At 51.5% G+C, this 22,457-nt stretch carries 20 protein-coding genes, 2 tRNA genes and 2 pseudogenes; 8 read left to right on the top strand and 16 right to left on the bottom strand.

Translation table 11 applies throughout. The features are described from left to right. The 5 genes and pseudogenes from BGK49_RS24855 to BGK49_RS01035 form a co-directional block, all read right to left on the bottom strand. Window positions 1-122, bottom strand: a 122-nt coding sequence (locus BGK49_RS24855; protein ID WP_001422013.1) for an IS1 family transposase, incomplete at its 3' end; no start/stop codon positions are given. A 56-nt stretch (window positions 123-178) separates the two neighbouring features. After that, window positions 179-337 (bottom strand): annotated as a pseudogene (locus BGK49_RS24845) (FAD/NAD(P)-binding protein); the annotation flags it as partial. Between the two features lie 125 nt (window positions 338-462). Beyond that, entirely contained in the window at window positions 463-768 is a 306-nt protein-coding gene (locus BGK49_RS01045) for a monooxygenase (protein ID WP_000212657.1), read from the bottom strand. A 96-nt stretch (window positions 769-864) separates the two neighbouring features. After that, window positions 865-941, bottom strand: a tRNA-Val gene (locus tag BGK49_RS01040). A 4-nt stretch (window positions 942-945) separates the two neighbouring features. Continuing rightward, window positions 946-1,022, bottom strand: a tRNA-Val gene (locus BGK49_RS01035). 307 nt (window positions 1,023-1,329) lie between these two features. Between BGK49_RS01035 and BGK49_RS01030 the strand changes: the two genes are divergently transcribed. Beyond that, window positions 1,330-2,586 carry an AIDA repeat-containing protein gene (locus BGK49_RS01030; protein ID WP_000534291.1) on the top strand — a complete coding sequence of 419 codons (1,257 nt, stop codon included), beginning with the start codon at window positions 1,330-1,332 and terminating at the stop codon, window positions 2,584-2,586. 40 nt (window positions 2,587-2,626) lie between these two features. On the opposite strand, the gene mdtK is transcribed toward BGK49_RS01030, so the two are convergent. Beyond that, the gene (gene mdtK, locus BGK49_RS01025) at window positions 2,627-4,000 is read right to left on the bottom strand and encodes a multidrug efflux MATE transporter MdtK (RefSeq protein WP_001174933.1); all 1,374 of its coding nucleotides are present in this window, start codon (window positions 3,998-4,000) and stop codon (window positions 2,627-2,629) included. Window positions 4,001-4,214: 214 nt separating this feature from the next. Between mdtK and ribE the strand changes: the two genes are divergently transcribed. Beyond that, window positions 4,215-4,856: a riboflavin synthase gene (gene ribE / locus BGK49_RS01020; RefSeq protein WP_069375677.1), complete on the top strand. Its 642-nt coding sequence runs from the start codon at window positions 4,215-4,217 to the stop codon at window positions 4,854-4,856. 39 nt (window positions 4,857-4,895) lie between these two features. On the opposite strand, the gene cfa is transcribed toward ribE, so the two are convergent. Together cfa and punC are read right to left on the bottom strand one after the other, a co-directional pair. After that, window positions 4,896-6,044, bottom strand: a complete 1,149-nt coding sequence (cfa, locus tag BGK49_RS01015; RefSeq protein ID WP_000098888.1) for a cyclopropane fatty acyl phospholipid synthase — start codon at window positions 6,042-6,044, stop codon at window positions 4,896-4,898. A gap of 290 nt (window positions 6,045-6,334) precedes the next feature. Then, window positions 6,335-7,546: a purine nucleoside transporter PunC gene (punC, locus tag BGK49_RS01010; RefSeq protein ID WP_001182329.1), complete on the bottom strand. Its 1,212-nt coding sequence runs from the start codon at window positions 7,544-7,546 to the stop codon at window positions 6,335-6,337. Window positions 7,547-7,658: 112 nt separating this feature from the next. Here punC and punR point away from each other — a divergent pair, with 112 nt between their 5' ends. Beyond that, window positions 7,659-8,591, top strand: a complete 933-nt coding sequence (gene punR / locus BGK49_RS01005; RefSeq protein WP_000269501.1) for a DNA-binding transcriptional activator PunR — start codon at window positions 7,659-7,661, stop codon at window positions 8,589-8,591. Here the strand turns inward: punR and purR are convergent. Beyond that, window positions 8,588-9,613, bottom strand: coding sequence for an HTH-type transcriptional repressor PurR (purR, locus tag BGK49_RS01000; RefSeq protein ID WP_000190982.1), 1,026 nt, complete (start codon window positions 9,611-9,613; stop codon window positions 8,588-8,590). The two genes, punR and purR, sit on opposite strands and share 4 nt — an antisense overlap. A 298-nt stretch (window positions 9,614-9,911) precedes the next feature. On the opposite strand from purR, the gene cydH reads away from it, so the two are divergent. Both cydH and BGK49_RS00990 read left to right on the top strand, forming a co-directional pair. Then, window positions 9,912-10,001 (top strand): cytochrome bd-I accessory subunit CydH, encoded by a 90-nt coding sequence (gene cydH, locus BGK49_RS00995; RefSeq protein ID WP_000102278.1) that lies wholly within the window; start codon window positions 9,912-9,914, stop codon window positions 9,999-10,001. Window positions 10,002-10,166: 165 nt separating this feature from the next. Continuing rightward, window positions 10,167-11,336, top strand: coding sequence for an MFS transporter (locus BGK49_RS00990; RefSeq protein WP_000701024.1), 1,170 nt, complete (start codon window positions 10,167-10,169; stop codon window positions 11,334-11,336). A 145-nt stretch (window positions 11,337-11,481) separates the two neighbouring features. Here the strand turns inward: BGK49_RS00990 and sodB are convergent, their stop codons facing one another. Both sodB and mepH read right to left on the bottom strand, forming a co-directional pair. Next, entirely contained in the window at window positions 11,482-12,063 is a 582-nt protein-coding gene (gene sodB / locus BGK49_RS00985; RefSeq protein ID WP_000007283.1) for a superoxide dismutase [Fe], read from the bottom strand. A 127-nt stretch (window positions 12,064-12,190) separates the two neighbouring features. Further along, window positions 12,191-13,006, bottom strand: a complete 816-nt coding sequence (gene mepH, locus BGK49_RS00980) for a peptidoglycan DD-endopeptidase MepH (RefSeq protein ID WP_000101193.1) — start codon at window positions 13,004-13,006, stop codon at window positions 12,191-12,193. A gap of 333 nt (window positions 13,007-13,339) precedes the next feature. Here mepH and grxD point away from each other — a divergent pair, with 333 nt between their 5' ends. Continuing rightward, window positions 13,340-13,687, top strand: coding sequence for a monothiol glutaredoxin 4 (gene grxD, locus BGK49_RS00975; protein ID WP_000108172.1), 348 nt, complete (start codon window positions 13,340-13,342; stop codon window positions 13,685-13,687). 50 nt (window positions 13,688-13,737) lie between these two features. On the opposite strand, the pseudogene BGK49_RS00970 reads toward grxD, so the two are convergent. The 5 genes and pseudogenes from BGK49_RS00970 to nemR form a co-directional block, all read right to left on the bottom strand. Beyond that, window positions 13,738-18,086 (bottom strand): annotated as a pseudogene (locus BGK49_RS00970) (ATP-dependent helicase). 92 nt (window positions 18,087-18,178) lie between these two features. After that, window positions 18,179-18,826: a ribonuclease T gene (gene rnt / locus BGK49_RS00965; RefSeq protein ID WP_001282281.1), complete on the bottom strand. Its 648-nt coding sequence runs from the start codon at window positions 18,824-18,826 to the stop codon at window positions 18,179-18,181. Between the two features lie 102 nt (window positions 18,827-18,928). After that, the gene (gene gloA, locus BGK49_RS00960; RefSeq protein ID WP_001237798.1) at window positions 18,929-19,336 is read right to left on the bottom strand and encodes a lactoylglutathione lyase; all 408 of its coding nucleotides are present in this window, start codon (window positions 19,334-19,336) and stop codon (window positions 18,929-18,931) included. A gap of 80 nt (window positions 19,337-19,416) precedes the next feature. Then, window positions 19,417-20,514 carry an N-ethylmaleimide reductase gene (gene nemA / locus BGK49_RS00955; protein ID WP_000093597.1) on the bottom strand — a complete coding sequence of 366 codons (1,098 nt, stop codon included), beginning with the start codon at window positions 20,512-20,514 and terminating at the stop codon, window positions 19,417-19,419. 36 nt (window positions 20,515-20,550) lie between these two features. Continuing rightward, window positions 20,551-21,150 carry a DNA-binding transcriptional regulator NemR gene (nemR, locus tag BGK49_RS00950; RefSeq protein ID WP_001032936.1) on the bottom strand — a complete coding sequence of 200 codons (600 nt, stop codon included), beginning with the start codon at window positions 21,148-21,150 and terminating at the stop codon, window positions 20,551-20,553. 102 nt (window positions 21,151-21,252) lie between these two features. Between nemR and BGK49_RS00945 the strand changes: the two genes are divergently transcribed. Both BGK49_RS00945 and BGK49_RS00940 read left to right on the top strand, forming a co-directional pair. Next, entirely contained in the window at window positions 21,253-21,492 is a 240-nt protein-coding gene (locus tag BGK49_RS00945; protein WP_000840481.1) for a DUF1289 domain-containing protein, read from the top strand. Between the two features lie 48 nt (window positions 21,493-21,540). Next, window positions 21,541-22,437 (top strand): aldo/keto reductase, encoded by an 897-nt coding sequence (locus BGK49_RS00940; protein WP_000250656.1) that lies wholly within the window; start codon window positions 21,541-21,543, stop codon window positions 22,435-22,437. Window positions 22,438-22,457 lie beyond the last annotated feature (20 nt).

The following is a 22,457-nucleotide window of genomic DNA, read 5'->3' as shown; positions in this document are numbered from 1 at the left end:
AGTTGCCATGTTTTACGGCAGTGAGAGCAGAGATAGCGCTGATGTCCGGCAGTGCTTTTGCCGTTACGCACCACCCCGTCAGTAGCTGAACAGGAGGGACAGCTGATAGAAACAGAAGCCACTGGAGCACCTCAAAAACACCATCATACACTAAATCAGTAAGTTGGCAGCATCACCGCATCATTTTTGAGTTTTCCTCATCACTGTATGGCATCCTGACACCGGCCTCGTCAGCCTGCTCGAAGATAGAAATAGAAAGTGGAGTTTGTTGCTGTAGAAGCGAGAATAAGGTGTAGATCCCCGTAGGCCCGGCACCCACAATAGCAATTTTTTTCATTGTTACTTACCTGTACGCATTCTTTCGAATTTAGTGTTATCAGATAAGTTTGGTTGAGATTTTTAGAATTTGAGAAATTTCAGACAGGGATGAAAAGGGCGCTAACCGCCCTTGATTAAATTCTGTCAGGCGAGTTTTGCCTGATTGATTTGACTCAGTGGCTCATTGACATCGAAAACTTTGGCGACAACTTCCTCAACGCCGAGATTTTTAAGTCGGGCAGTATGTTTTTCCAGATAGGCAAGGGCGCTTTTTTCATCAGTAAAAAGATAGATCCCACCGGCTTCGTGGTTCTTTTCACTTTCTGTCCATACCTTCCACAGAAAACCAGGTTCCTGATTAATCGATTCAGCAAGCGGTTTAAGCTGCTCAGCCATTGCGTCGCCAAATGGGCCATTAAAAGCAAAATGAAGTTGTAACAAAGTTGCCATAGCGATTCTCCTTCTGATAACGCATACGAAGACAGTAACGTATTGGATACAGAGAAGAAACAGAGGGAAAAAGGAGAAGACCAGATTAAGAAAATCTGGTGCGTCCGAGTGGACTCGAACCACCGCCCCCCACCATGTCAAGGTGGTGCTCTAACCAACTGAGCTACGGACGCAGGATGGTGCGTTCAATTGGACTCGAACCAACGACCCCCACCATGTCAAGGTGGTGCTCTAACCAACTGAGCTATGAACGCAACGTTGTAGGTGACAACGGGGACGAATATTAGCGGCAGAGTGGGAAGGTGGCAAGAGGCAAAACGTAATTTTCTGCGCTATTTCGACCGTTTGCAGAGCTTTTAAGCAAATTGGCTATATTTTGTTGATTTGCAAGGGCGATTTTTATTCAGGATCGCATTTACATCTGATGCAACCCAATAATTCGTGTATCAGAGTTTAAACAGAGTTGTTTGCCACCATCTCAAATCTGTCGTGGATAAATTCTCCGTAGCCTTTACACTTAGGTAGCAATAAAGGCACACAGATGCAGCAAAGGAATAAATCATGGGATCTGATGCGAAAAACTTGATGAGCGACGGGAATGTGCAAATTGTTAAGACCGGCGAGGTCATTGGCGCGACGCAACTTACTGAAGGCGAGTTGATTGTTGAAGCTGGCGGAAGAGCCGAAAATACCGTGGTCACGGGGGCTGGCTGGTTGAAAGTGGCAACCGGTGGGATCGCCAAATGCACACAGTACGGTAACAATGGCACGCTATCGGTCAGCGACGGTGCCATTGCCACAGATATTGTTCAGTCCGAGGGAGGCGCAATTAGTCTCTCTACGCTCGCTACGGTTAATGGCCGCCATCCCGAAGGTGAATTCAGCGTTGATCAGGGTTATGCCTGCGGTTTGTTGCTGGAAAATGGCGGTAACCTGCGTGTACTGGAAGGACATCGCGCGGAAAAAATCATTCTCGATCAAGAGGGCGGCCTGTTGGTTAATGGGACAACCTCAGCGGTCGTGGTAGATGAAGGTGGTGAATTGTTGGTGTATCCAGGTGGGGAAGCCAGCAATTGTGAGATTAATCAGGGCGGCGTTTTTATGCTGGCCGGGAAAGCCAGTGATACGTTGCTTGCTGGTGGCACCATGAATAATCTCGGTGGTGAAGACTCTGACACTATTGTTGAGAATGGATCCATTTATCGTCTGGGGACGGATGGCCTTCAGCTCTACAGTTCCGGTAAGACGCAAAACCTGTCCGTGAATGTGGGTGGTCGGGCTGAAGTGCATGCCGGTACGCTGGAAAATGCGGTAATACAAGGTGGAACAGTGATCCTGTTGTCACCCACCAGCGCGGACGAAAATTTTGTCGTAGAGGAAGATCGCGCACCGGTTGAACTGACCGGGAGTGTTGCATTACTGGACGGCGCTTCAATGATTATTGGCTATGGCGCAGATCTGCAACAATCAACGATTACTGTACAGCAGGGCGGTGTGTTGATTCTCGACGGCAGTACGGTAAAAGGTGACGGTGTCACTTTTATTGTTGGTAACATCAATCTGAATGGCGGAAAACTGTGGCTGATCACTGGTGCGGCAACGCATGTGCAACTGAAAGTGAAACGCCTGCGCGGAGAGGGAGCGATTTGCCTGCAAACCAGTGCGAAAGAAATCTCACCTGACTTCATCAATGTGAAAGGGGAAGTTACCGGTGATATACACGTTGAGATAACAGATGCCAGTCGGCAAACTCTGTGCAACGCTCTGAAATTACAGCCAGACGAAGACGGGATTGGCGCAACGCTCCAGCCTGCGTAAAAACACAGGCGCAACCCGTGAAGGTTGTGCCTTGTCTTTATTAGCGGGATGCTCGTTGCAGAATGATAACTGACGGCAGACGTTGCAGGAACCGCATACGCAACATCATCATAATGGCTGCCGATGTCAGGCCGATAATAAAGCCTATCCAGAAGCCTGCTGGCCCCATAGGTTCAACGACCAGATCGGTCAGTGCCAGAATATAGCCGCTTGGCAAGCCCAGCACCCAGTAAGCTGTAAAGGTGATATAGAAAATGGAACGCGTATCTTTATAACCACGCAAAATCCCACTGCCAATCACCTGGATTGAGTCAGAAATCTGATATACCGCCGCCAGCAACATCAAATGCGCAGCCAGCGTTACAACCTCGGGATTGTCGTTGTACAACAGGGCGATTTGCTCCCGGAGTGAAACCGTGAAAATGGCCGTCAGGGTTGCCATACAGACACCCACCATAAGCCCGGTCCGCGCAGCGGTTTGCGCATCCAGCGTTGAGCCCTGACCCAGACGATAACCTACGCGGATAGTTACCGCTGCCGCCAGCGACATTGGAAGCACAAACATCAGTGAACTAAAGTTCAGGGCAATCTGGTGTCCTGCGACATCAACAATACCGAGCGGAGACACTAACAGAGCCACGACGGCAAACAGTGTCACTTCAAAGAATAGTGCCAGCGCAATCGGTAAACCGAGTTGAATCAGTCGTTTCATAACCGCAGGATCGGGTTTCGCGGTGCCTTTTTCGTTACGAATATCGCGCATGGAGCGGGCGCGTTTAATGTAAGAAACCATGGCAAGGAACATGACCCAATACACCGCCGCAGTAGCCACGCCACAACCAACGCCACCGAGCTCAGGCATACCGAAATGACCATAAATAAAGATATAGTTCACCGGAATGTTCACCAGCAGGCCGATAAAGCCCATTACCATACCCGGCTTGGTTTTTGCCAGACCTTCACATTGGTTACGGGCAACCTGGAAGAACAGATAGCCCGGCGCGCCCCACAACAACGCACGCAGATAACCCGCGGCTTTGTCCGCCAGAGCCGGATCGATGTTTTCCATGGAGCGGATAATGTAACCTGCATTCCACAGCACCAGCATAATGAGAACGGAAACAAAACCTGCCAGCCAGAAACCTTGTCGCACCTGATGCGCAATGCGCTCACGTCGACCGGAACCATTTAATTGCGCGATAACCGGCGTTAATGCCAGCAGCAGTCCGTGACCAAAGAGGATCGCCGGAAGCCAGATAGAAGTACCGATAGCGACCGCCGCCATGTCGGTGGCACTATAGCCGCCCGCCATCACGGTATCGACAAAACCCATCGCAGTTTGGGCGATTTGCGCGAGAATCACCGGGATTGCTAATGCTAATAACAGACGCGCTTCACTGATATACTTCTGCACGTGAACACCTTTTATTTGTAGTTATATGAGAGACTAAAAAGCCGCCTGAATGGGCAGCAAAAAGAAGAAGCAGGGGAAATTCAGTCTATTGTAGCGAGGATTTATTAATTCTCCAGTGAAAAAATAGTCATTCTTACCCCTTCACTGGTAAGGGCGTTTGCCACCTGCTATTGTGCTGAACAGAATGTCTTAACTGATTTCAGGAGTTGTAAGTATGTTTACGGGGATTGTACAGGGCACCGCAAAACTGGTGTCGATTGACGAGAAACCAAATTTTCGTACGCATGTGGTGGAGTTACCCGACCACATGCTGGACGGCCTGGAAACCGGTGCTTCCGTGGCGCATAACGGTTGCTGCCTGACCGTGACGGAAATTAACGGCAACCATGTCAGTTTTGACCTGATGAAAGAAACGTTACGCATTACCAATCTTGGCGATTTAAAAGTGGGGGATTGGGTAAACGTTGAGTGTGCGGCGAAATTCAGTGATGAAATTGGCGGACACTTAATGTCAGGTCATATTATGACCACCGCTGAAGTGGCGAAAATATTAACCTCGGAAAATAATCGCCAGATCTGGTTTAAAGTCCAGGATAGTCAGTTGATGAAATATATCCTGTACAAAGGATTTATTGGCATCGACGGTATTAGCCTGACCGTCGGCGAAGTCACGCCAACGCGTTTTTGCGTCCATTTAATTCCGGAAACTCTGGAACGCACGACTCTTGGGAAGAAAAAACTCGGCGCACGCGTCAACATTGAAATTGATCCACAAACTCAGGCAGTGGTAGATACGGTAGAACGTGTGCTGGCGGCACGAGAAAATGCCATGAATCAACCAGGTACAGAAGCCTGATCTGAAATCGCCCCCGGAGAGGGGGCGATAGAATAGCCTTTAGCGAGCGACTCGAAGGCCGTTTTCAACACCGCGTGAGAACACGACCTGCCAGAGCTGAATATCACGGGCGCGGAAAGCACCTGCGCAGGCATTCAGATAATAGGTAAACATCCGTTTAAAGCGTTCACTGTAATTATCCGCAATTTCTGGCCATGCGGCGAGGAATCGTTCATACCACGCCATCAACGTAGTATCGTAATCAGCACCGAAGTTATGCCAGTCTTCCATCACAAAGTGGGGTTCGCTGGACTGAGCAATCTGGCGTACAGAGGGCAGGCAACCGTTCGGAAAAATATATTTATTAATCCAGGGATCAACATTCAGATCGGTTTTTTTCGAACCGATAGTATGGAGCAGGAATATGCCTTCCGGTTTCAAATTACGATCCACCACCGCAAAATAGGTATCGTAATTTTTCGGTCCGACGTGCTCGAACATCCCCACAGAAACAATACGATCAAACTGGTCGTTCAGGTCACGATAATCTTGCAGCAAAATGGTGACATCCAGGCCTTCACAGCGTTCCTGAGCCATTTTTTGCTGTTCGGCAGAAATGGTGACGCCCACCATGCTTACGTCATAATTAGATGCCATGTAGTGTGCCAGTCCGCCCCAGCCGCAGCCAATATCCAGTACGCGCATCCCTGGTTTTAACTGCAATTTTTCACAAATCATTTTGAGCTTCGCCTGCTGGGCAGATTCCAGATTATCGGCATCTTTCCAGTAAGCGCAGGAATATTGCATGAAGGGATCAAGCATGCGGCTGAACAAGTCATTACCCAAATCGTAATGCTCTTTGCCGACTATCCAGGCACGTTTTTTACTCTGCAGATTGAAGAGACGAGCGCCGGCAATACGCAGCGTGTCTTTGAAATGATGGGGGAGTTGGTTCTCGAGACCTGCGCGTAAGACTTTGCTAAAAAACATATCCAGTCGGTCACATTCCCACCAGCCATCCATATAACTTTCGCCTAACCCCAAAGAGCCTTCTTGCAGAACGCGTTTAAAAAAATCGGGGTTTTTCACACGAATATCCGCCGGGGCAGAACCGTTAATGGCTATACCGGCACGGCTAAGTAATTCGTTGGCGATACGGTACCAGTTGTCATCCGGTACGCTGACTTCTTCTATACACGATGAACTCATAGTTTCTCCATCACTGGTCGGTGATCAGAACCTTAAAACAGCGTAGACGCTTTTTGGGCTTTGTGAGAAATCTCGCAGAAAAAACCGCGAGTCTATAATCCGACGTAGAACAGAGGGAAAGGAGGAACCCTTGCCGAAATGACCATCCATAGTGAGTCGGGAACGATCCTGTCCCCGTAAAAACATAATATTTATCGTAGCTTTAACAACTCGAAATTAGTATAGGCCGCTAATTTCAATCATACAACAAAATTTTGTTAGCAGCCTAAGTATAAGTATATCGATATAGATCAGTGTGATTCGCTATGAGCGACTTCGGCATTGCCATGATTCTGGCAGCCAGCTTCTTCACTACGTTGCATCATGTAACCCAGCGCGACCAGCACTACTGTTGATAACATCACGCTGGTGGTGGTGAGCAATGGCGTGCTGATACTAATAAGCCAGGAAACTACCAGACTTGCGAGGAAGCACAGACCCAGTTGTAGAGTGTTCTGCAACGCTGCGGCGCGACCAGTTGCGTGTGGGAAGGGACGCAGCGCCTGGGCGACAACAATAGGGTAGATCGCGCCATTGGCAATCGCCATCACACAGAATGGGATCAGGATTTCGACCAGCGACACATGGCTAATGAAGCCCGCAGCCCAGGTCGCAATGACGCTGACAGCAAACAGCACCAGCAACCACGGTAATAACTGCTTGCCTTGCCATTTCTGCAGCGCGGCGCGACAGCCATAACCACCAATCAGAAACGCGATAGTTTGCGGGACATAACTTAAACCAATAACTGCCGGGCTGTAGCCCATTTCACTAAGGATGAACGGTGAACCGGTCAGCCATGCAAAAAAACTGGCTGAACAGGCCGCGTATATCAGCACGTTGGCGCGATAGGTTTTAGAACGTAGCAGGTCGGTAAAGGTCAGACCATCCTGACTATTGTTACCGGCCTTCGTCGTGGGTTTGAGCCAGAAAATAGGCAGAATCAGCACCACGGTAATGGCAAACAGGGTGGCGAAAATCGCCTGCCAGGAAAAATGGACCAGCAGCCAGCTTCCTAACAGAGGAGCCAGGGCCGGAGATAGACCCACCAGCGGCATGATGGTCGCAAAAATTCGGTTAACTTTCTGTGAAGGATAATAATCCGTCACTAACGCTTGCCAGATAACCGCCGCGGCGCAGACACCCACAGCCTGTACAAAACGCAATACCAGCAGCGTAGCGGCGTTTTCTACCCACAGCATCCCCAGACTACCTAACGCAAAAATTGTCAGGCCGATTAATAACACCGGTTTACGACCATAACGGTCGGAGAGTGGCCCCCACAGAAGCTGGACTGCGGCAAAACCGGCAAGGAACAGACTAAGGCTGGCACTGACAGCAGACGCAGGCGTTTGCAGGTCGGCCTGTATGGCGGCGAAAGCAGGCAGATACATATCGGTTGCCAGAAAACCGAGTACGCTCAAACCCGCCAGCCAGACTAAAAATCCTTTCCCAGGTTGCATGTATATTCTCTAAATCTCTCAATTAAACACCGCCGCAAAGTGTAGGGAGTGAAATTAGTGTTGTGAAACGGTAATATTTGATGACTGATTTCAAAAATTTTGCAGGCAGACTATGTGGTCAGAATATTCACTCGAAGTTGTTGATGCGGTAGCGCGTAATGGTAGTTTTAGCGCTGCGGCACAGGAGCTGCATCGCGTTCCTTCTGCGGTCAGCTATACCGTGCGTCAGCTGGAAGAGTGGCTGGCGGTGCCGCTCTTTGAACGACGGCACCGTGATGTGGAGCTGACCGCTGCTGGAGCGTGGTTTCTCAAAGAAGGGCGCTCTGTTGTCAAAAAAATGCAGATCACCCGCCAGCAATGTCAGCAGATAGCGAACGGCTGGCGCGGTCAGTTAGCTATCGCAGTGGATAATATTGTCAGGCCAGAACGTACACGGCAGATGATCGTTGATTTTTATCGCCATTTTGATGATGTCGAACTTCTTGTCTTTCAGGAAGTGTTCAACGGTGTCTGGGATGCGCTTTCCGACGGGCGCGTGGAACTGGCGATTGGCGCAACACGCGCGATTCCGGTAGGCGGTCGTTATGCCTTCCGGGATATGGGGATGCTAAGCTGGAGTTGCGTTGTTGCCAGCCACCACCCGCTGGCGTTGATGGATGGCCCATTCAGCGATGATACGTTGCGCAACTGGCCGTCGTTGGTGCGCGAAGACACCTCGCGAACGCTACCTAAACGTATTACCTGGTTGCTGGATAACCAAAAAAGAGTTGTCGTGCCTGACTGGGAATCATCGGCAACCTGTATCTCGGCAGGATTATGCATAGGGATGGTGCCAACACATTTCGCCAAACCGTGGCTTAATGAGGGGAAGTGGGTAGCACTTGAATTGGAAAACCCCTTCCCGGATTCGGCATGTTGTCTGACATGGCAGCAAAATGATATGTCGCCTGCGTTAACCTGGCTGCTTGAGTATCTCGGCGATAGTGAGACGCTGAATAAGGAGTGGCTGCGGGAGCCGGAAGAGACTCCCGCAACGGGTGATTAACGACGATAGTCGCGGAACGGGCCGTCAGCCACGGAGCGGCGTTCAATCAAGCGCGGATGCACTTCAATGGACTGCGGTTCTTCACGTTTGTTGACGATACGATCCAACAGCATGTTGAACGCTGTTTCACCCAGCGAATCTTTTGGCTGGTGGATCGTGGTCAGCGCCGGCGTAAAATAGCGGGCGTTGCGCACGTTATCATAACCGATCAGCGAAACATCCTGCGGGACGCGCAGACCCATTTCATCAGCAGCACAAAGTGCGCCCATTGCCATGATATCGCCACCACAGAAGACGGCAGTAGGGCGATGCGGCTGCGACAGTATTTGCTGCATGGCGCGATAACCAGATTCGGGTTCAAAGTCACCCTGAACAATCCAGCTTTCCGGCACCTTGATCATCGCTTCTTCCATCGCCTTCATAAAACCGGCAAGGCGGCCTGCGCCGGTGTTACGTTCCAGCGGGCCGGGGATGACGCCGATTTCGCGGTGACCGCGTTCAATCAGATAACGCCCGGCCATGTAGCCGCCTTCGAACGCGTTATCAATGACCGCATCGGTGAAGTCAGCTTTTGCTTCACCCCAGTCCATCACCACCATTGGGATATGGCGATACTCTTCCAGCATCGCCAGCAACGGCTCTGGGTACTCAGAACACATCACCAGCAGACCATCGACGCGTTTTTGCGCCATCATCGACAGATAAGCCCGCTGTTTCTCAAGATTGTTCCACGCATTACCCAGAATCAGGGTGTAACCTTTCTGGAAGCAATTTTTTTCAACCGCTTCAATGATCTCGGCAAAATAGGCCGCTTCGCTGCTGGTCGCCAGCAAACCGATAGACTTGGTGTGGTTAACCTTCAGGCTACGCGCCACCGCGCTAGGGGAGTAGTGTAATTCTTTAATCGCTGCCCACACGGCGTTGCGCGTTTCTTCAGCGACGAAACGTGTTTTGTTGATTACGTGTGACACAGTTGTAGTGGAAACGTTTGCTCGTTTCGCTACATCTTTTATTGTTGCCATTCCATTTCACTCCAGACCCTAACTTCAGCTCCTGCAAAATCGCAAGGTAAACGTTTGCCTTTACACACCTTACGCACAACAAAAGTGTTGCGGTACGCCGGAAAAACGACACGGAGCGTCAGGAAGGGGTCAATGGCCAGTACGCAAATAGTGTAAGCGTGGAATTTTGGCCGATCTTGACGAAAAGGGGAAGTGGTAAAAACACTTATCATTATAAATGACGGGAGATTTTTTCATCACAGTGTGTAAAAATGCGTAATATCACTATTTGTGTGGTAATAAAAAAGGAGAAAACTTGATGAGCACCGACCTTAAATTTTCACTGGTAACAACGATTATCGTCCTCGGTTTGATCGTGGCCGTGGGTTTGACTGCCGCGCTGCACTGATTTCCTCTCGAGGGAGCGCGTTCTCCCTCGCATCTCCTTCCTGTTTGTTAGCAAAATGGCAAAAGTGTTTTCTCTTTTTGTTATTTTCATTTTTTTGTGATTGCTGTCATGCTTTTGCCACTTTAATGAATATCGCGTAATGACGCGAAGAGGTGGAGATAAGGCATGAAAATTAACTATCCGTTGCTGGCGCTGGCGATTGGCGCGTTTGGTATCGGGACAACGGAGTTCTCGCCAATGGGCTTGTTGCCCGTCATTGCGCGCGGTGTGGATGTCTCGATTCCCGCTGCCGGAATGTTAATCAGTGCCTATGCAGTTGGCGTAATGGTTGGCGCGCCGCTGATGACGCTTCTACTTTCTCATCGTGCCCGCCGCAGTGCGTTGATTTTCCTGATGGCAATTTTCACGCTCGGCAACGTACTTTCCGCCATCGCGCCGGATTATATGACCCTGATGCTTTCACGCATTTTGACCAGCCTGAATCACGGAGCATTTTTTGGTTTGGGTTCAGTCGTGGCCGCAAGCGTGGAGCCAAAACATAAACAGGCCAGCGCAGTTGCCACTATGTTTATGGGGTTAACCCTGGCAAATATCGGTGGCGTGCCGGCGGCGACCTGGTTGGGTGAAACCATCGGCTGGCGGATGTCATTTCTGGCAACGGCGGGGCTGGGAGTGATTTCAATGGTAAGTCTGTTCTTCTCATTACCTAAAGGTGGTGCAGGGGCACGACCTGAAGTGAAAAAAGAGCTGGCGGTATTAATGCGTCCGCAGGTGCTGTCTGCATTGCTGACGACGGTACTGGGAGCTGGTGCAATGTTTACTCTCTACACCTATATCTCTCCGGTACTGCAAAGTATTACCCACGCAACACCGGTGTTCGTCACGGCAATGCTGGTGCTGATTGGTGTCGGATTCTCTATCGGTAACTATCCCGGCGGCAAACTGGCAGATCGTTCAGTTAACGGCACGTTGAAAGGCTTTTTGTTGTTGTTGATGGTGATTATGCTGGCAATCCCGTTCCTGGCCCGCAATGAGTTCGGCGCAGCTATTAGCATGGTGGTGTGGGGCGCAGCAACCTTTGCGGTCGTACCGCCGTTACAGATGCGCGTGATGCGTGTCGCCAGTGAAGCGCCAGGTCTGTCTTCATCAGTCAATATTGGTGCCTTTAATCTTGGAAATGCGCTGGGAGCAGCTGCTGGTGGTGCGGTAATTTCCGCTGGGCTGGGATACAGCTTTGTGCCGGTGATGGGAGCGATTGTCGCGGGACTGGCATTATTGCTGGTGTTTATGTCAGCCAGAAAACAACCTGAAACAGTTTGCGTTGCTAACAGCTAATTAAACAAAAACGCAGAAGGATAACCTTCTGCGTTACAGTTGCTGACAACGTGCGATTTATCTTGCCGAATGCGCTGTTAACGCCTCATCCGCGTTGGCATGGTAAACGAAGCGCATCAGGCAATGCTGCATTTGCCATAAGTTATTATGCAGCGAGATTTTTCGCTACGAATTCCCAGTTCACCAGCGCCCAGAAGTGCTCCAGATAGCCAGGACGTGCATTGCGATAGTCGATGTAATAAGCGTGTTCCCAGACATCAACGGTCAGCAGCGGAGTCGCATCGGTGGTCAGCGGAGTACCCGCGTTAGAGGTTGAAACGATAGCCAGTTTGCCATCGCTGTTTTTCACCAGCCAGGTCCAGCCAGAACCAAAGTTTTTGATCGCTGCATCAGTAAACTGCGCTTTGAAATCGGCAAAGCTGCCAAAAGATGCGGCGATAGCTTCAGCGACTTTTCCAGTCGGTTCGCCACCGGCGTTCGGTGCCAGGCAGTTCCAGTAGAAAGTATGGTTCCAGACCTGAGCTGCGTTGTTGAATACGCCACCTTCAGAGCTGCGAATAATCTCTTCCAGTGATTTACCTTCAAACGCGGTACCTTTAATCAGGTTGTTCAGGTTAGTGACATAAGTCTGATGATGCTTGCCGTAGTGATACTCGATAGTTTCCGCAGAAATGTGCGGTGCCAGAGCATCTTTAGCATATGGTAGTGCAGGTAATTCGAATGACATTGCTACTCTCCTTTATTATTAATTTGCATACGTACAATAGCCTTATTGTGCGTATGGATAGGGTAGCAAATTAAAAGGTGAGACAAAAGATGAACTTACCCTGTTGCCGTAACAACAGGGTAAAGTTTTAGCGAAGTGTTTTTGGGGTCATTACCCGACGAGCGCCAACATAGTGGCGCTGCCAGTAGTCTTCACTGAGAGAAGTGATTTGAATTTCCTGACCTGTGCGCGGTGACTGAATAAATTTGCCGTTGCCGACATACACGCCGACATGATCGGCTGTGCCGCGTCCCTGAGTACGGAAAAAGACCAGGTCGCCGTTTTTCAGTTCACTACGTTCGATTGGCGCTGCATCACGCAGGTGATACATTTCATTCGCCGTACGCGGAATACGAATTTTCACCAAATCTTTATAAGCGTAATAAACCAGGCCGCTGCAATCAAAACCGGTACGCGGTGAGCTGCCACCCCAACGATATGGCTTACCAATTTGCTGCATCAGTTTATTCATTGCCACTTTCGTAGCTTTTTGCACCTTCGCTTTGTGCGCGTCGGCAAGAGTTCCTGACGCGGCATTTTTGACTTTCACACAATGCGATTTATAGCCCTTACGTTTGGTACACTTTTCGGTAAAGCTGGCTGAGGCCGTTTTATTGACGGCGTGTTTGCTGCGAGTTTTGGCGTTTTTAGAAGCGGTAATGGAAGATTTTTTAACGGAAGAAGCGGTTTTGCTTTTGGTCGTACTTTTACTGGCGGCTTTTTTCGCTGTTTTCTGGGTCTTTTTGGTGGTTGCCGTGCTTTTCTTTTTATCTGCTTTTTTGGTGATATGAGTGGTAGCAGAACTCTCCCTGGCTTGCTTTGAAGCATGGGCCATAGGCGTTAAAGGCAGGGTGGTAAAAAGTAAAGCACAGAGCGTGATCGAAATACGGTTTATCCGCGCCACTGAGCGTCCCTCTGTTAAGGCAGGTCTATCATGCCTGCGTCTGATTTACAAAACTTGATGATTCTAATGCATAGAAGAAGAGAAAGTTAATAGCTTTTATTGTTAAAAAATACGTTTCGTTGGCGAGCGCAAAAAAATGCAGCAGTGAAAGCTAAAAATGGTTATAAATACGCCAGTTTGCCGGCATCAGAGAAGAAACGAATATTTGAAATGCAACAAATAGAGCAAAGGGATAAAATAGCAAAAGCGTGATGAAAATGTTATTTTCCGATGCCGCACTGACCCGCTACAATGTCAGATTACTGCCGTAAAGAAGTTTGAGGAAGCAAGACAATGAGCACCACTATCGAAAAAATCCAACGCCAGATTGCTGAAAACCCGATCCTGCTGTACATGAAAGGTTCACCGAAACTGCCGAGCTGCGGTTTCTCTGCCCAGGCAGTCCAGGCGCTTGCCGCATGTGGCGAACGTTTTGCCTATGTTGATATTCTGCAGAATCCGGACATTCGTGCGGAACTGCCGAAATATGCTAACTGGCCGACCTTCCCGCAACTGTGGGTTGACGGCGAGCTGGTCGGCGGTTGTGATATCGTGATCGAAATGTATCAGCGTGGCGAACTGCAGCAGCTGATCAAAGAAACTGCCGCTAAATACAAGTCTGAAGAGCCGGACGCGGAATAATCCGTCCTGCAATACTGACGGATGCGAACGGGCATCCGTCAGTCCTTTCTCTATCCCCAATCCAGCCCTTGTGGCGAACTTGAAAATCCCGCCTCATGCAGCAGCGTAAACATCGGCGTTTGCCGGACCGGTAGATCATTCACTTCTGTTAGCGTAAAGCGCAGCCGTGGTTCGCGACGCAGTGCGGTAGTCAGCGCGTGGAAAACCTCTGGGGCGAGTAATTCCTCTTTTTCCTGCCAGACCAGCATTTTTTTGCCACCTTGCGCCAGATAGAGTAACAATTTGCCGCTAGAAACGACCACCAGCGCACCCGCCCGACGCGTTGGAACCAGCGTTGCCGGATGTGCAGGCCAGGGCAGAAGATTTCCCCACACATTAGCCGGATCGTTGGCAGAGAGCGCCACTGGTGTATAGTGGCGCGTTTGCGTGGCTTGTGTCGCCAGATCGCGCCATCGGTCAATAGTCAGACGTTCAGCGAATTGCGCGCCACCCAGACCTTCTACAAAACGACCTCGCATAATTCGCCCGGAGTCTTCCATACTTCGACAAAGCGTTTGCATCGATGGAAACCCGCCAGGGATATTTTCGGCTATCACCGCCTGACGACTGATGATGCCGTAGCAGTCGAGCATGTTTTCCGCCAGCGCCAGCATCCTTTCGGTATCGTTTAGTGGCTCCACCTGCAATAACGACCAGCGTCCAGCCAGATTTGGTGTGTTGTAAGATACCAGCGCGAGACGGGTTGCGCATAGACAGGACGTCCACGACGAGCCCGGTGACTGCGGCGAGTTGAGGTGCGTGCGTTGGAACTGCTGCGGGTGAGGGCGCGTAACGGTGCCCAAATGTCGCTGGTGATGACGCCTTGCCATACCAGCGCCCATAACGCCTCTTGCAGGGCAGAGAGATCAACCGATTCGCCAATTTTGTCGCGTATCCGTTGGCTGATTTGTTGTGCAAACCAGGCTCCTCCGTCAGCCAGAACAGCGACTATCGCTTGTTGCAGCGCCGAACGATTCGCCTGATCCGCTTCGGCGGGAGTGAACGATTCTGCAGCATATTCCTGTAGATGCAGTGCCACCAGGCCGTCATCTTCACCCAGTTTTTTTTGCCCCGACCAGATAACCGCACCGGTTGCCAGTAATTCATCGAGCATTTCTGACGAATAGTCGCGTACGCGGGCAGGCAGGATCTGGCTTTCCCAGAGTGAGGCGGGTAATACGCCCTGACGTTCCAGCAGCAATCGCGCATAGGTCGTGGCTGCAACGGGACGCGTCGCTTCTCTGGCGGCTTGCAGCGAGCGCAAACGCAGACGACGAAATACTTCATCGCTCACCCAGATGTCTTGTTGCAGATTCATCACCAGACCCTGTTCACGCAGTTGCTGAAGCTGCTCTTCGACAATGGCAATACCGAGACTAAACTCATGAGCCAGTTGTTCAGCCGTGACCAGAGCATGAGCCCGGAGATAGCGCAGAAAGAGGTCGCGAAGCGGGTAACTGACTCTATGTAAATAAATCTCTGGCAATGACTCTGGTAGTCGTACGCCGAGGGCATCACGCAGCCTGGCGGCATCATCCATACAGGCAAGACGCTCCTGTCCGCTAATCATCGCTGGGAAGATTCGTTTTACTGCAAGAAGATTTTCCAGATACGACGCAACCTCTTCACTGCTGCCTGTATGCTGTTGCGCCAGGTCTTCAACGGTCATTGGCCCCAGTTCGCGCAGCAGGTCGAACAATCCTTCTTCACCTTTCGCTCTTCTGCCAGGAGCCAGTCGTTGCAACTCTTCTTCCACCTGGCGAATGACCTGCGGGTCGAGTAATTCCCCCGGATCGACCTGTCCGAGTAGATTGCGCAGTAACTCGCTGTCCAGCGACAGTACGGATGCCCGGCGCTCTGCCAGCGGGGCGTCGCTCTGGTACATAAATTCCGCGACATAGCCGAACAATAAACTTGTGGCGAAAGGCGAGGGCGTAGTGGTCGTTACATCGGATATTTGAATTTCGCCACCGTTCAGGCGACGCATCAAACGTTCCAGTGCGGGAAGATCATAAACATCTTGCAGACATTCGCGTAGGATTTCGAGAATGACCGGAAAATCTGGATATCCCTGAGCGATTTCCAGCAACTGACTGGCGCGCAGCCGTTGTTGCCAAAGCGGGGTGCGATGGCCCGGAGTGCGCCCCGGCATTAATAATGCCCGCGCGGCGCATTCGCGAAAACGGGCGGCGAAAAGTGCCGAGCTGCCTACCGCCTCGCGGACAATTTGCAGCAACTTTTCGGGTTCAAACAAAAAAATCGCGGCGTCGGGCAATTTACCATCAGTGTCAGGAATGCGCGCAACAATGCCGTCATCACTGGCGACCACAGACGCGTCAGCGCCCCATAGGGCATGTATTCGCCCGGCAATCGCCAGCGCCCAGGGTTCATGCACCCGTCTTCCATAGGGAGAGTGCAAAATAATACGCCAGTCGCCAATTTCATCACGGCACCGTTCGAGGACCAGATGGCGACTCCCCGGAACGATGCCCGTCGCGTTGCGTTGCTCGTCAATCAACCCCTGAATATTGGCGTTCGTATTTTCTTCTGCCAGCCACGGGGGAATAGTCCCGGAAAAGAACGCGCCATCCGCCAGTAAATGAAGAAAATCGCCGATCATCTCGCCTAATTCAGCCGGACGTCCGTTACCTTCACCACGCCAGAAGGGGAGCCGGGCAGAACGACCCGGAGCAGGAGTCACAATCACCTGATCGCGGGTGATTTGCTGGATCCGCCATGAGGTAGCGCCGAGAGTGATAATGTCGTTCACCCGCGACTCATATACCATCTCCTCATCCAGTTCACCCACCCGCCGCGAACCGGCCTTTTCTTCACCTTCGGGTAATAACACGCTATACATGCCACGATCCGGAATGGTGCCGCCGCTGGTAACCGCCGACAATTGAGCGCCAGGTCGGGCGGTCAATATCCCGGTCTCCCTGTTCCAGACCAGTTTGGGGCGAAAAGCAGAAAAATCGCCAGAGGGATAGCGCCCGGAAAGCATATCCAGCGTGGCGTCAAAAACACGTCTTGGCAGATCTTTCCACGGTGCGGCACGGCGTACGCGGGAGTACCATTCGTCTACCTGTAATGCCTCCATCGCCGCGGCGGCAACGGTTTGCTGCGCAAGGACGTCGAGTGGATTATGCGGCGGTGTCAGGTTTTCCAGCCTGCCTGCGAACATACACTCTACAATGACTGCGGAATCGACTAAGTCACGCCGGGTACGAGGGAAAAACAGCCCTTTAGATACACCGCCAACCTGATGTCCGGCGCGACCAATGCGTTGTAACCCACTGGCAACAGAAAGCGGCGTTGCCACCTGAATCACCAGATCCACTGCGCCCATATCAATCCCCAGTTCGAGACTGGAGGTTGCGACCACGCAGCGTAACTCACCCGATTTCAGCGCCTGCTCGGTGATTGCTCGTTGTTCTTTAGAGACGGAGCCGTGGTGTGAGCGGGCAATAAAAACGTCGCTACTTTGTACACGGTTAGAGGTTGCGCCGGAGGTCGACTCGAAATGGGCCGCATCAACGGCGATAGACGGGGAACGCTGTAAGCGTGCGGCGTAAAGCTCATTTAATCGTGCCGTCAGTTTTTCCGCCAGCCCACGTGAATTAGTAAAGACAATGGTCGAGCGATGGCGCAACACTTCATCAAGGATACCCGTTTCAATATATGGCCAGATGGAGCCTTCCCGGCCGGCATGGCTGTCTTCGCCGGTGCTGCTGGCGACCGATGAGACATCATCCATATTGGCGACCGGTACGACAATTCGTATCTGCGGATGGCGCATTGCGGGCGGGTTGACTACCGTAACCGGGCGATCGCCACCAAGAAAGGCTGCCACATCGCTGGCTGAGCGCACAGTGGCAGAAAGGCCAATTCGCTGTGCTGAGGTGTGGAGCAGCGCATCGAGCCGCTCCAGACTTAACGCCAGATGCGCACCACGTTTACTGCCCGCTACCGCGTGGACTTCATCAATAATTACCGTTTCGCCGCGCCGCCGCCGTTCATCGGCAATACCCTTCAACGGGAGCTGCAAGTTGCGCTGAACGTCGGTGCCCAGAGCTTTTATCGGTGAAATATAGAGGATGCGTGAGGTTTTACGCTTATGCGCCTCGCGGGTATCTTCGCCGCCTTCGCGGAAGAGCCGATCGAGGGCGTAGAGAAATGCTGCCAGCGTTTTCCCGGAGCCGGTCGGTGCAATCACCAGCGCATGTTCGCTTCGCGCCGCCACATGCCAGGTTTGCGACTGGACAGCGGTCGGCTGTTTAAAGGCGCGAAGAAACCAGTCGCGGGTCGCCGGTGAAAACACGTCCGGCAGGAGCGATGAAGGGTCTGGATTATCTGCCATTAACGCTATTCCCCGTGAATATCATGCAGGATGCGTGGAATAGCCTCACTATAGATGCCTGAATCATTGCATGTCATCAGGCATCGGCTCGATTACACCTCTTCGGCGGCAGGTAGCGGCCAGCCTCCCAGACGTTTCCAGCGGTTGACGATTTCACAAAACAGCACAGCAGTGCGTTCGGTGTCGTACAGCGCGGAGTGCGCCTGGGTGCTGTCGAAGTCCATGCCAGCGGTCTGGCAAGCCTTTGACAATACGGTTTGTCCGAGTGCCAGCCCGGCCAGTGCAGCAGTGTCAAAAGTGGCGAAAGGGTGGAACGGGTTACGTTTCAGTGAGGCGCGTTCTGCGGCGGCCATCATAAAGCTGTGATCAAAATTGGCATTGTGCGCCACCATAATGGCGCGGTTACAGCCGCTCGCTTTAATACCTTTACGTACAACTTTAAAAATTTCGTGCAGCGCCTCGTATTCGCTGACCGCGCCGCGATCGGGATCGTTCGGGTCAATGCCGTTGAAGGCGAGGGCTTCTGGTTGCAAATTTGCGCCGACAAATGGTTCGACGTGGAAATGTAATGTGGTGTCCGGCATCAGCCAGCCTTGTTCATCCATTTTCAGGGTGATGGCGGCAATCTCAAGCAGCGCATCGGTTTTGGCGTTAAATCCGGCTGTTTCAACATCGATCACAACAGGATAAAAACCACGAAAACGGTCGCACAGACCGGTAAGTTGAGCGTTATCGGACATCTGATTCTCTTAATACGGATAAATTGCAGCGCGCATTATGACAAATATTACTTGTCGATGCAGTAAAGATGCGGGCGCGATGAGTTCACGCCCGGCAGGAGATTAGTTGCCCAGACCGCGACCGGCGTCTTTCTCTTCGATTAACTCAATTTTGTAACCGTCCGGATCTTCCATAAACGCGATAACCGTAGTACCGCCTTTTACCGGACCCGCTTCACGGGTAACGCTACCCCCGTTTTGACGGATTTTTTCGCACGCTTCAGCGGCGTTATCTACGCTAAGCGCGATGTGACCATAAGCAGTGCCGAGTTCGTATTTATCCACGCCCCAGTTGTAGGTCAGTTCAATCACCGCTTCTTCGGTTTCCGGGCCGTAGCCAACAAACGCCAGTGAGTATTTGTATTCCGGGTTTTCGCTGGTACGCAGCAGTTTCATGCCCAGCACTTTGGTATAAAAATCGATGGAGCGTTGCAAATCGCCAACGCGCAGCATGGTATGAAGAAGACGCATCTTTTTATCCTCAAAATGGCTAACAGATTCAAAATGTTGTTTTAGTATAGCGGCGGCTTTACGCCGCTCGCAATGTTGGATTACAACGTCGGGTAATCGGTATAGCCTTCCGCGCCGCCACCGTAGAAACTTTCGGCACGCTGTGGGTTAAGCTCAGCTTTGCGCTGCAAGCGGGCGACCAGATCCGGGTTCGCAATCCAGTCACGACCAAATGCCACCGCATCAATTAACCCTTTGCCGATCAGCGTTTCAGCTTTTTCTACTGTGTATGCACCTGCGCCGATAATCGGACCGTGGAAACGGGCGCGTACTTTTTCGCGGAACGCATCAGTATACGGTTCACCCCCCGCCCAATCTGGTTCTGACATATGCAGATAAGCAATGCCGCGTTTACCCAGTTGTTCAATCAGATACAGTGCATCGGCTTCTTCATTCGGGCCGTTATCCGTGTTCTGGAAAGTACCGATTGGCGAAATGCGAATGCCAATGCGATCGGCACCCCATTCTTCAATCCCGGCATCGACCACTTCCAGTACCAGACGTGCGCGATTTTCCACGCTGCCGCCGTACTGATCGGTACGATGGTTTGAAGAAGGAGAAAGGAACTGATGCAGCAAATAACCGTGAGCAGAGAGGAGCTCTACCAGATCAAAACCGGCTTCACGCGCGTTAGCAATGGCCTGACGGAAATCATTGACGATACCTGGAATCTCTTCTAGTTCAAGCGCACGCGGCATGGATGTTTCAACACGGATCGCCTGACCATTTTCATCGCGCAGAGAAGTACGTGTTCCCGCGCTAAGTGCTGAAGGCGCTACCGGTGCCTGACCGCCAGGTTGCAGGCTGGCGTGAGAAATGCGTCCGGTGTGCCACAGCTGCACGGCCATATGACCATTTTCAGCATGAACGCCAGCGGTGATTTTTTTCCATGCGGCAATTTGCTCCGGACTATGGATGCCAGGCGCACCTGCATATCCTTTTGCCTGGGCAGAAATTTGCGTGGCTTCACTAATAATCAAACCGGCACTGGCACGTTGGCGATAGTATTCCGCCATCAACGGGGTAGGAATGTCACCCGGTTCAATACTGCGCAGACGCGTCAGCGGTGCCATAAAAATACGGTTTGCCGCCGTGATCGCGCCCACTTTCAGTGGGGAATACAGTTTTTCAGATGACATAAAGGCTCCCGGTCGTCTGGTGATAAAGAATGCCTGCTAAACGGCAGGCGTCGCAATAATGTTTTTTACATGGGCCAGCGCGTTTTCCAGTGGCTCGAAACTGCGCGAAATTTTGGCCTGCAGATTCGCACCCAGCCATAGTGCGTAAAGCACTTGTGCCTGTTGTAGCGGTTCGCCACAAAAGGTTAAACAATGGTTCTCACGGCCATTTTCCAGCGCCTGAGAGAGCAGGGCGATCACGCCGCGAGCACCTTTATCCATCGCGCTGCGCATATCTTCTGACAGATCGCACACTTCGGCAGAGAGTTTTACTGTCAGGCAACCACTGATGGTTCCATGTTGGCAAAACTGGTTCAGTGTTTGCTGGTAATAAGCCAGTATGCGGTCGCGGTAGTTACCTTCGCCGGATTGCAGCAACTCAGTCAGTCGCTGGTGATATGCGGCGTAATGACGCTCAAGCATGGCAACGCCAAACGCTTCTTTAGAGCGAAAGTAGTGATAGAAGGACCCTTTCGGCACTTCAGCGGTTTTTAGTAATTCGCTTAGCCCCATCCCGGTGAATCCACGTTGCAGGCAAAGTTGCTCGCCCGTCGCCAGGAGATGTTCGCGAGTATCATGTTCGGTGTGTTTGTTCATGCGTTGGAGTGTAGTAGACCAGTCGGTCTAGTGCAAGCAAAGTTGCTACTTTGGACATTAACAGCTTCAATAATGGTAATAATCTTATCTGAGGAGGGCTAAGTGGCGGAGCAATTAGAGTTCTTTCCCGTCCAGAGCCCGTGCCGGGGAATTTGCCAGTCTGACGAACGCGGGTTTTGTCGCGGCTGTTTTCGTAGTCGGGATGAGCGTTTTAACTGGAATAAAATGAGCGATGGCGAAAAACAAGAGGTGCTGCGCCTTTGTCGGCAGCGATTAATGCGCAAATTACGCGCAAATAAGCCAGCGTCATCAGACGAACCGGAGCAACCATCACTCTTTTGAACCTAATCTTGCGTATACTCCTCTCATATCTGATAAGAGGAAGCGATTATGGTTCAGCGTATTACTATTGCGCCGCAAGGCCCGGAGTTTTCCCGTTTTGTGATGGGCTACTGGCGATTGATGGACTGGAATATGTCCGCCCGCCAGCTGGTCAGTTTTATTGAAGAGCATCTGGATCTCGGCGTGACCACCGTGGACCATGCTGATATTTATGGTGGCTATCAGTGCGAAGCGGCGTTTGGCGAGGCACTGAAACTGGCACCTCACCTGCGTGAACGGATGGAAATCGTCAGTAAATGCGGTATCGCGACGACCGCGCGTGAAGAAAACGTCATTGGTCATTACATCACTGACCGCGATCACATCATTAAGAGCGCCGAACAGTCGCTAATTAATCTCGCGACCGATCATCTGGATCTGCTGTTAATCCACCGACCAGACCCGTTAATGGATGCCGATGAAGTGGCGGACGCGTTCAAACATCTGCATCAGAGCGGCAAAGTGCGTCATTTTGGCGTATCGAACTTTACGCCTGCGCAATTTGCCCTGTTGCAATCACGTCTGCCGTTTACCCTTGCCACTAATCAGGTGGAAATATCCCCGGTGCATCAGCCGTTACTGCTGGATGGCACGCTCGACCAACTACAACAACTGCGTGTTCGTCCGATGGCGTGGTCCTGCCTTGGTGGTGGTCGTCTGTTTAATGATGATTATTTCCAGCCGCTGCGTGATGAACTGGCTGTGGTGGCAGAGGAGTTAAACGCGGGCTCGATTGAACAGGTGGTTTACGCCTGGGTATTACGTTTACCATCGCAGCCGCTGCCAATTATCGGTTCAGGTAAAATTGAGCGCGTACGGGCAGCTGTCGAAGCAGAAACACTGAAAATGACCCGTCAACAATGGTTTCGTATCCGTAAAGCGGCACTGGGGTACGACGTACCGTAAGCACTTTTAGGAATAGCCGC

It is taken from the genome of Shigella sp. FC1544, from assembly GCF_001722145.1.
Lineage (GTDB): Bacteria > Pseudomonadota > Gammaproteobacteria > Enterobacterales > Enterobacteriaceae > Escherichia > Escherichia coli.
The sequence above is the reverse complement of the archived record's forward strand: the minus strand, read 5'-3'. Positions and strand labels throughout refer to the sequence as shown.

What these genes read in the sequence shown, in the direction of transcription:
- BGK49_RS01045 (WP_000212657.1), bottom strand. Translation starts at nt 768, where the DNA reads ATGGCAACTTTGTTACAACTTCATTTTGCTTTTAATGGCCCATTTGGC.
- BGK49_RS01030 (WP_000534291.1), top strand. Translation starts at nt 1,330, where the DNA reads ATGGGATCTGATGCGAAAAACTTGATGAGCGACGGGAATGTGCAAATT.
- ribE (WP_069375677.1), top strand. Translation starts at nt 4,215, where the DNA reads ATGTTTACGGGGATTGTACAGGGCACCGCAAAACTGGTGTCGATTGAC.
- cfa (WP_000098888.1), bottom strand. Translation starts at nt 6,044, where the DNA reads ATGAGTTCATCGTGTATAGAAGAAGTCAGCGTACCGGATGACAACTGG.
- punC (WP_001182329.1), bottom strand. Translation starts at nt 7,546, where the DNA reads ATGCAACCTGGGAAAGGATTTTTAGTCTGGCTGGCGGGTTTGAGCGTA.
- punR (WP_000269501.1), top strand. Translation starts at nt 7,659, where the DNA reads ATGTGGTCAGAATATTCACTCGAAGTTGTTGATGCGGTAGCGCGTAAT.
- purR (WP_000190982.1), bottom strand. Translation starts at nt 9,613, where the DNA reads ATGGCAACAATAAAAGATGTAGCGAAACGAGCAAACGTTTCCACTACA.
- cydH (WP_000102278.1), top strand. Translation starts at nt 9,912, where the DNA reads ATGAGCACCGACCTTAAATTTTCACTGGTAACAACGATTATCGTCCTC.
- BGK49_RS00990 (WP_000701024.1), top strand. Translation starts at nt 10,167, where the DNA reads ATGAAAATTAACTATCCGTTGCTGGCGCTGGCGATTGGCGCGTTTGGT.
- sodB (WP_000007283.1), bottom strand. Translation starts at nt 12,063, where the DNA reads ATGTCATTCGAATTACCTGCACTACCATATGCTAAAGATGCTCTGGCA.
- grxD (WP_000108172.1), top strand. Translation starts at nt 13,340, where the DNA reads ATGAGCACCACTATCGAAAAAATCCAACGCCAGATTGCTGAAAACCCG.
- rnt (WP_001282281.1), bottom strand. Translation starts at nt 18,826, where the DNA reads ATGTCCGATAACGCTCAACTTACCGGTCTGTGCGACCGTTTTCGTGGT.
- gloA (WP_001237798.1), bottom strand. Translation starts at nt 19,336, where the DNA reads ATGCGTCTTCTTCATACCATGCTGCGCGTTGGCGATTTGCAACGCTCC.
- nemA (WP_000093597.1), bottom strand. Translation starts at nt 20,514, where the DNA reads ATGTCATCTGAAAAACTGTATTCCCCACTGAAAGTGGGCGCGATCACG.
- nemR (WP_001032936.1), bottom strand. Translation starts at nt 21,150, where the DNA reads ATGAACAAACACACCGAACATGATACTCGCGAACATCTCCTGGCGACG.
- BGK49_RS00940 (WP_000250656.1), top strand. Translation starts at nt 21,541, where the DNA reads ATGGTTCAGCGTATTACTATTGCGCCGCAAGGCCCGGAGTTTTCCCGT.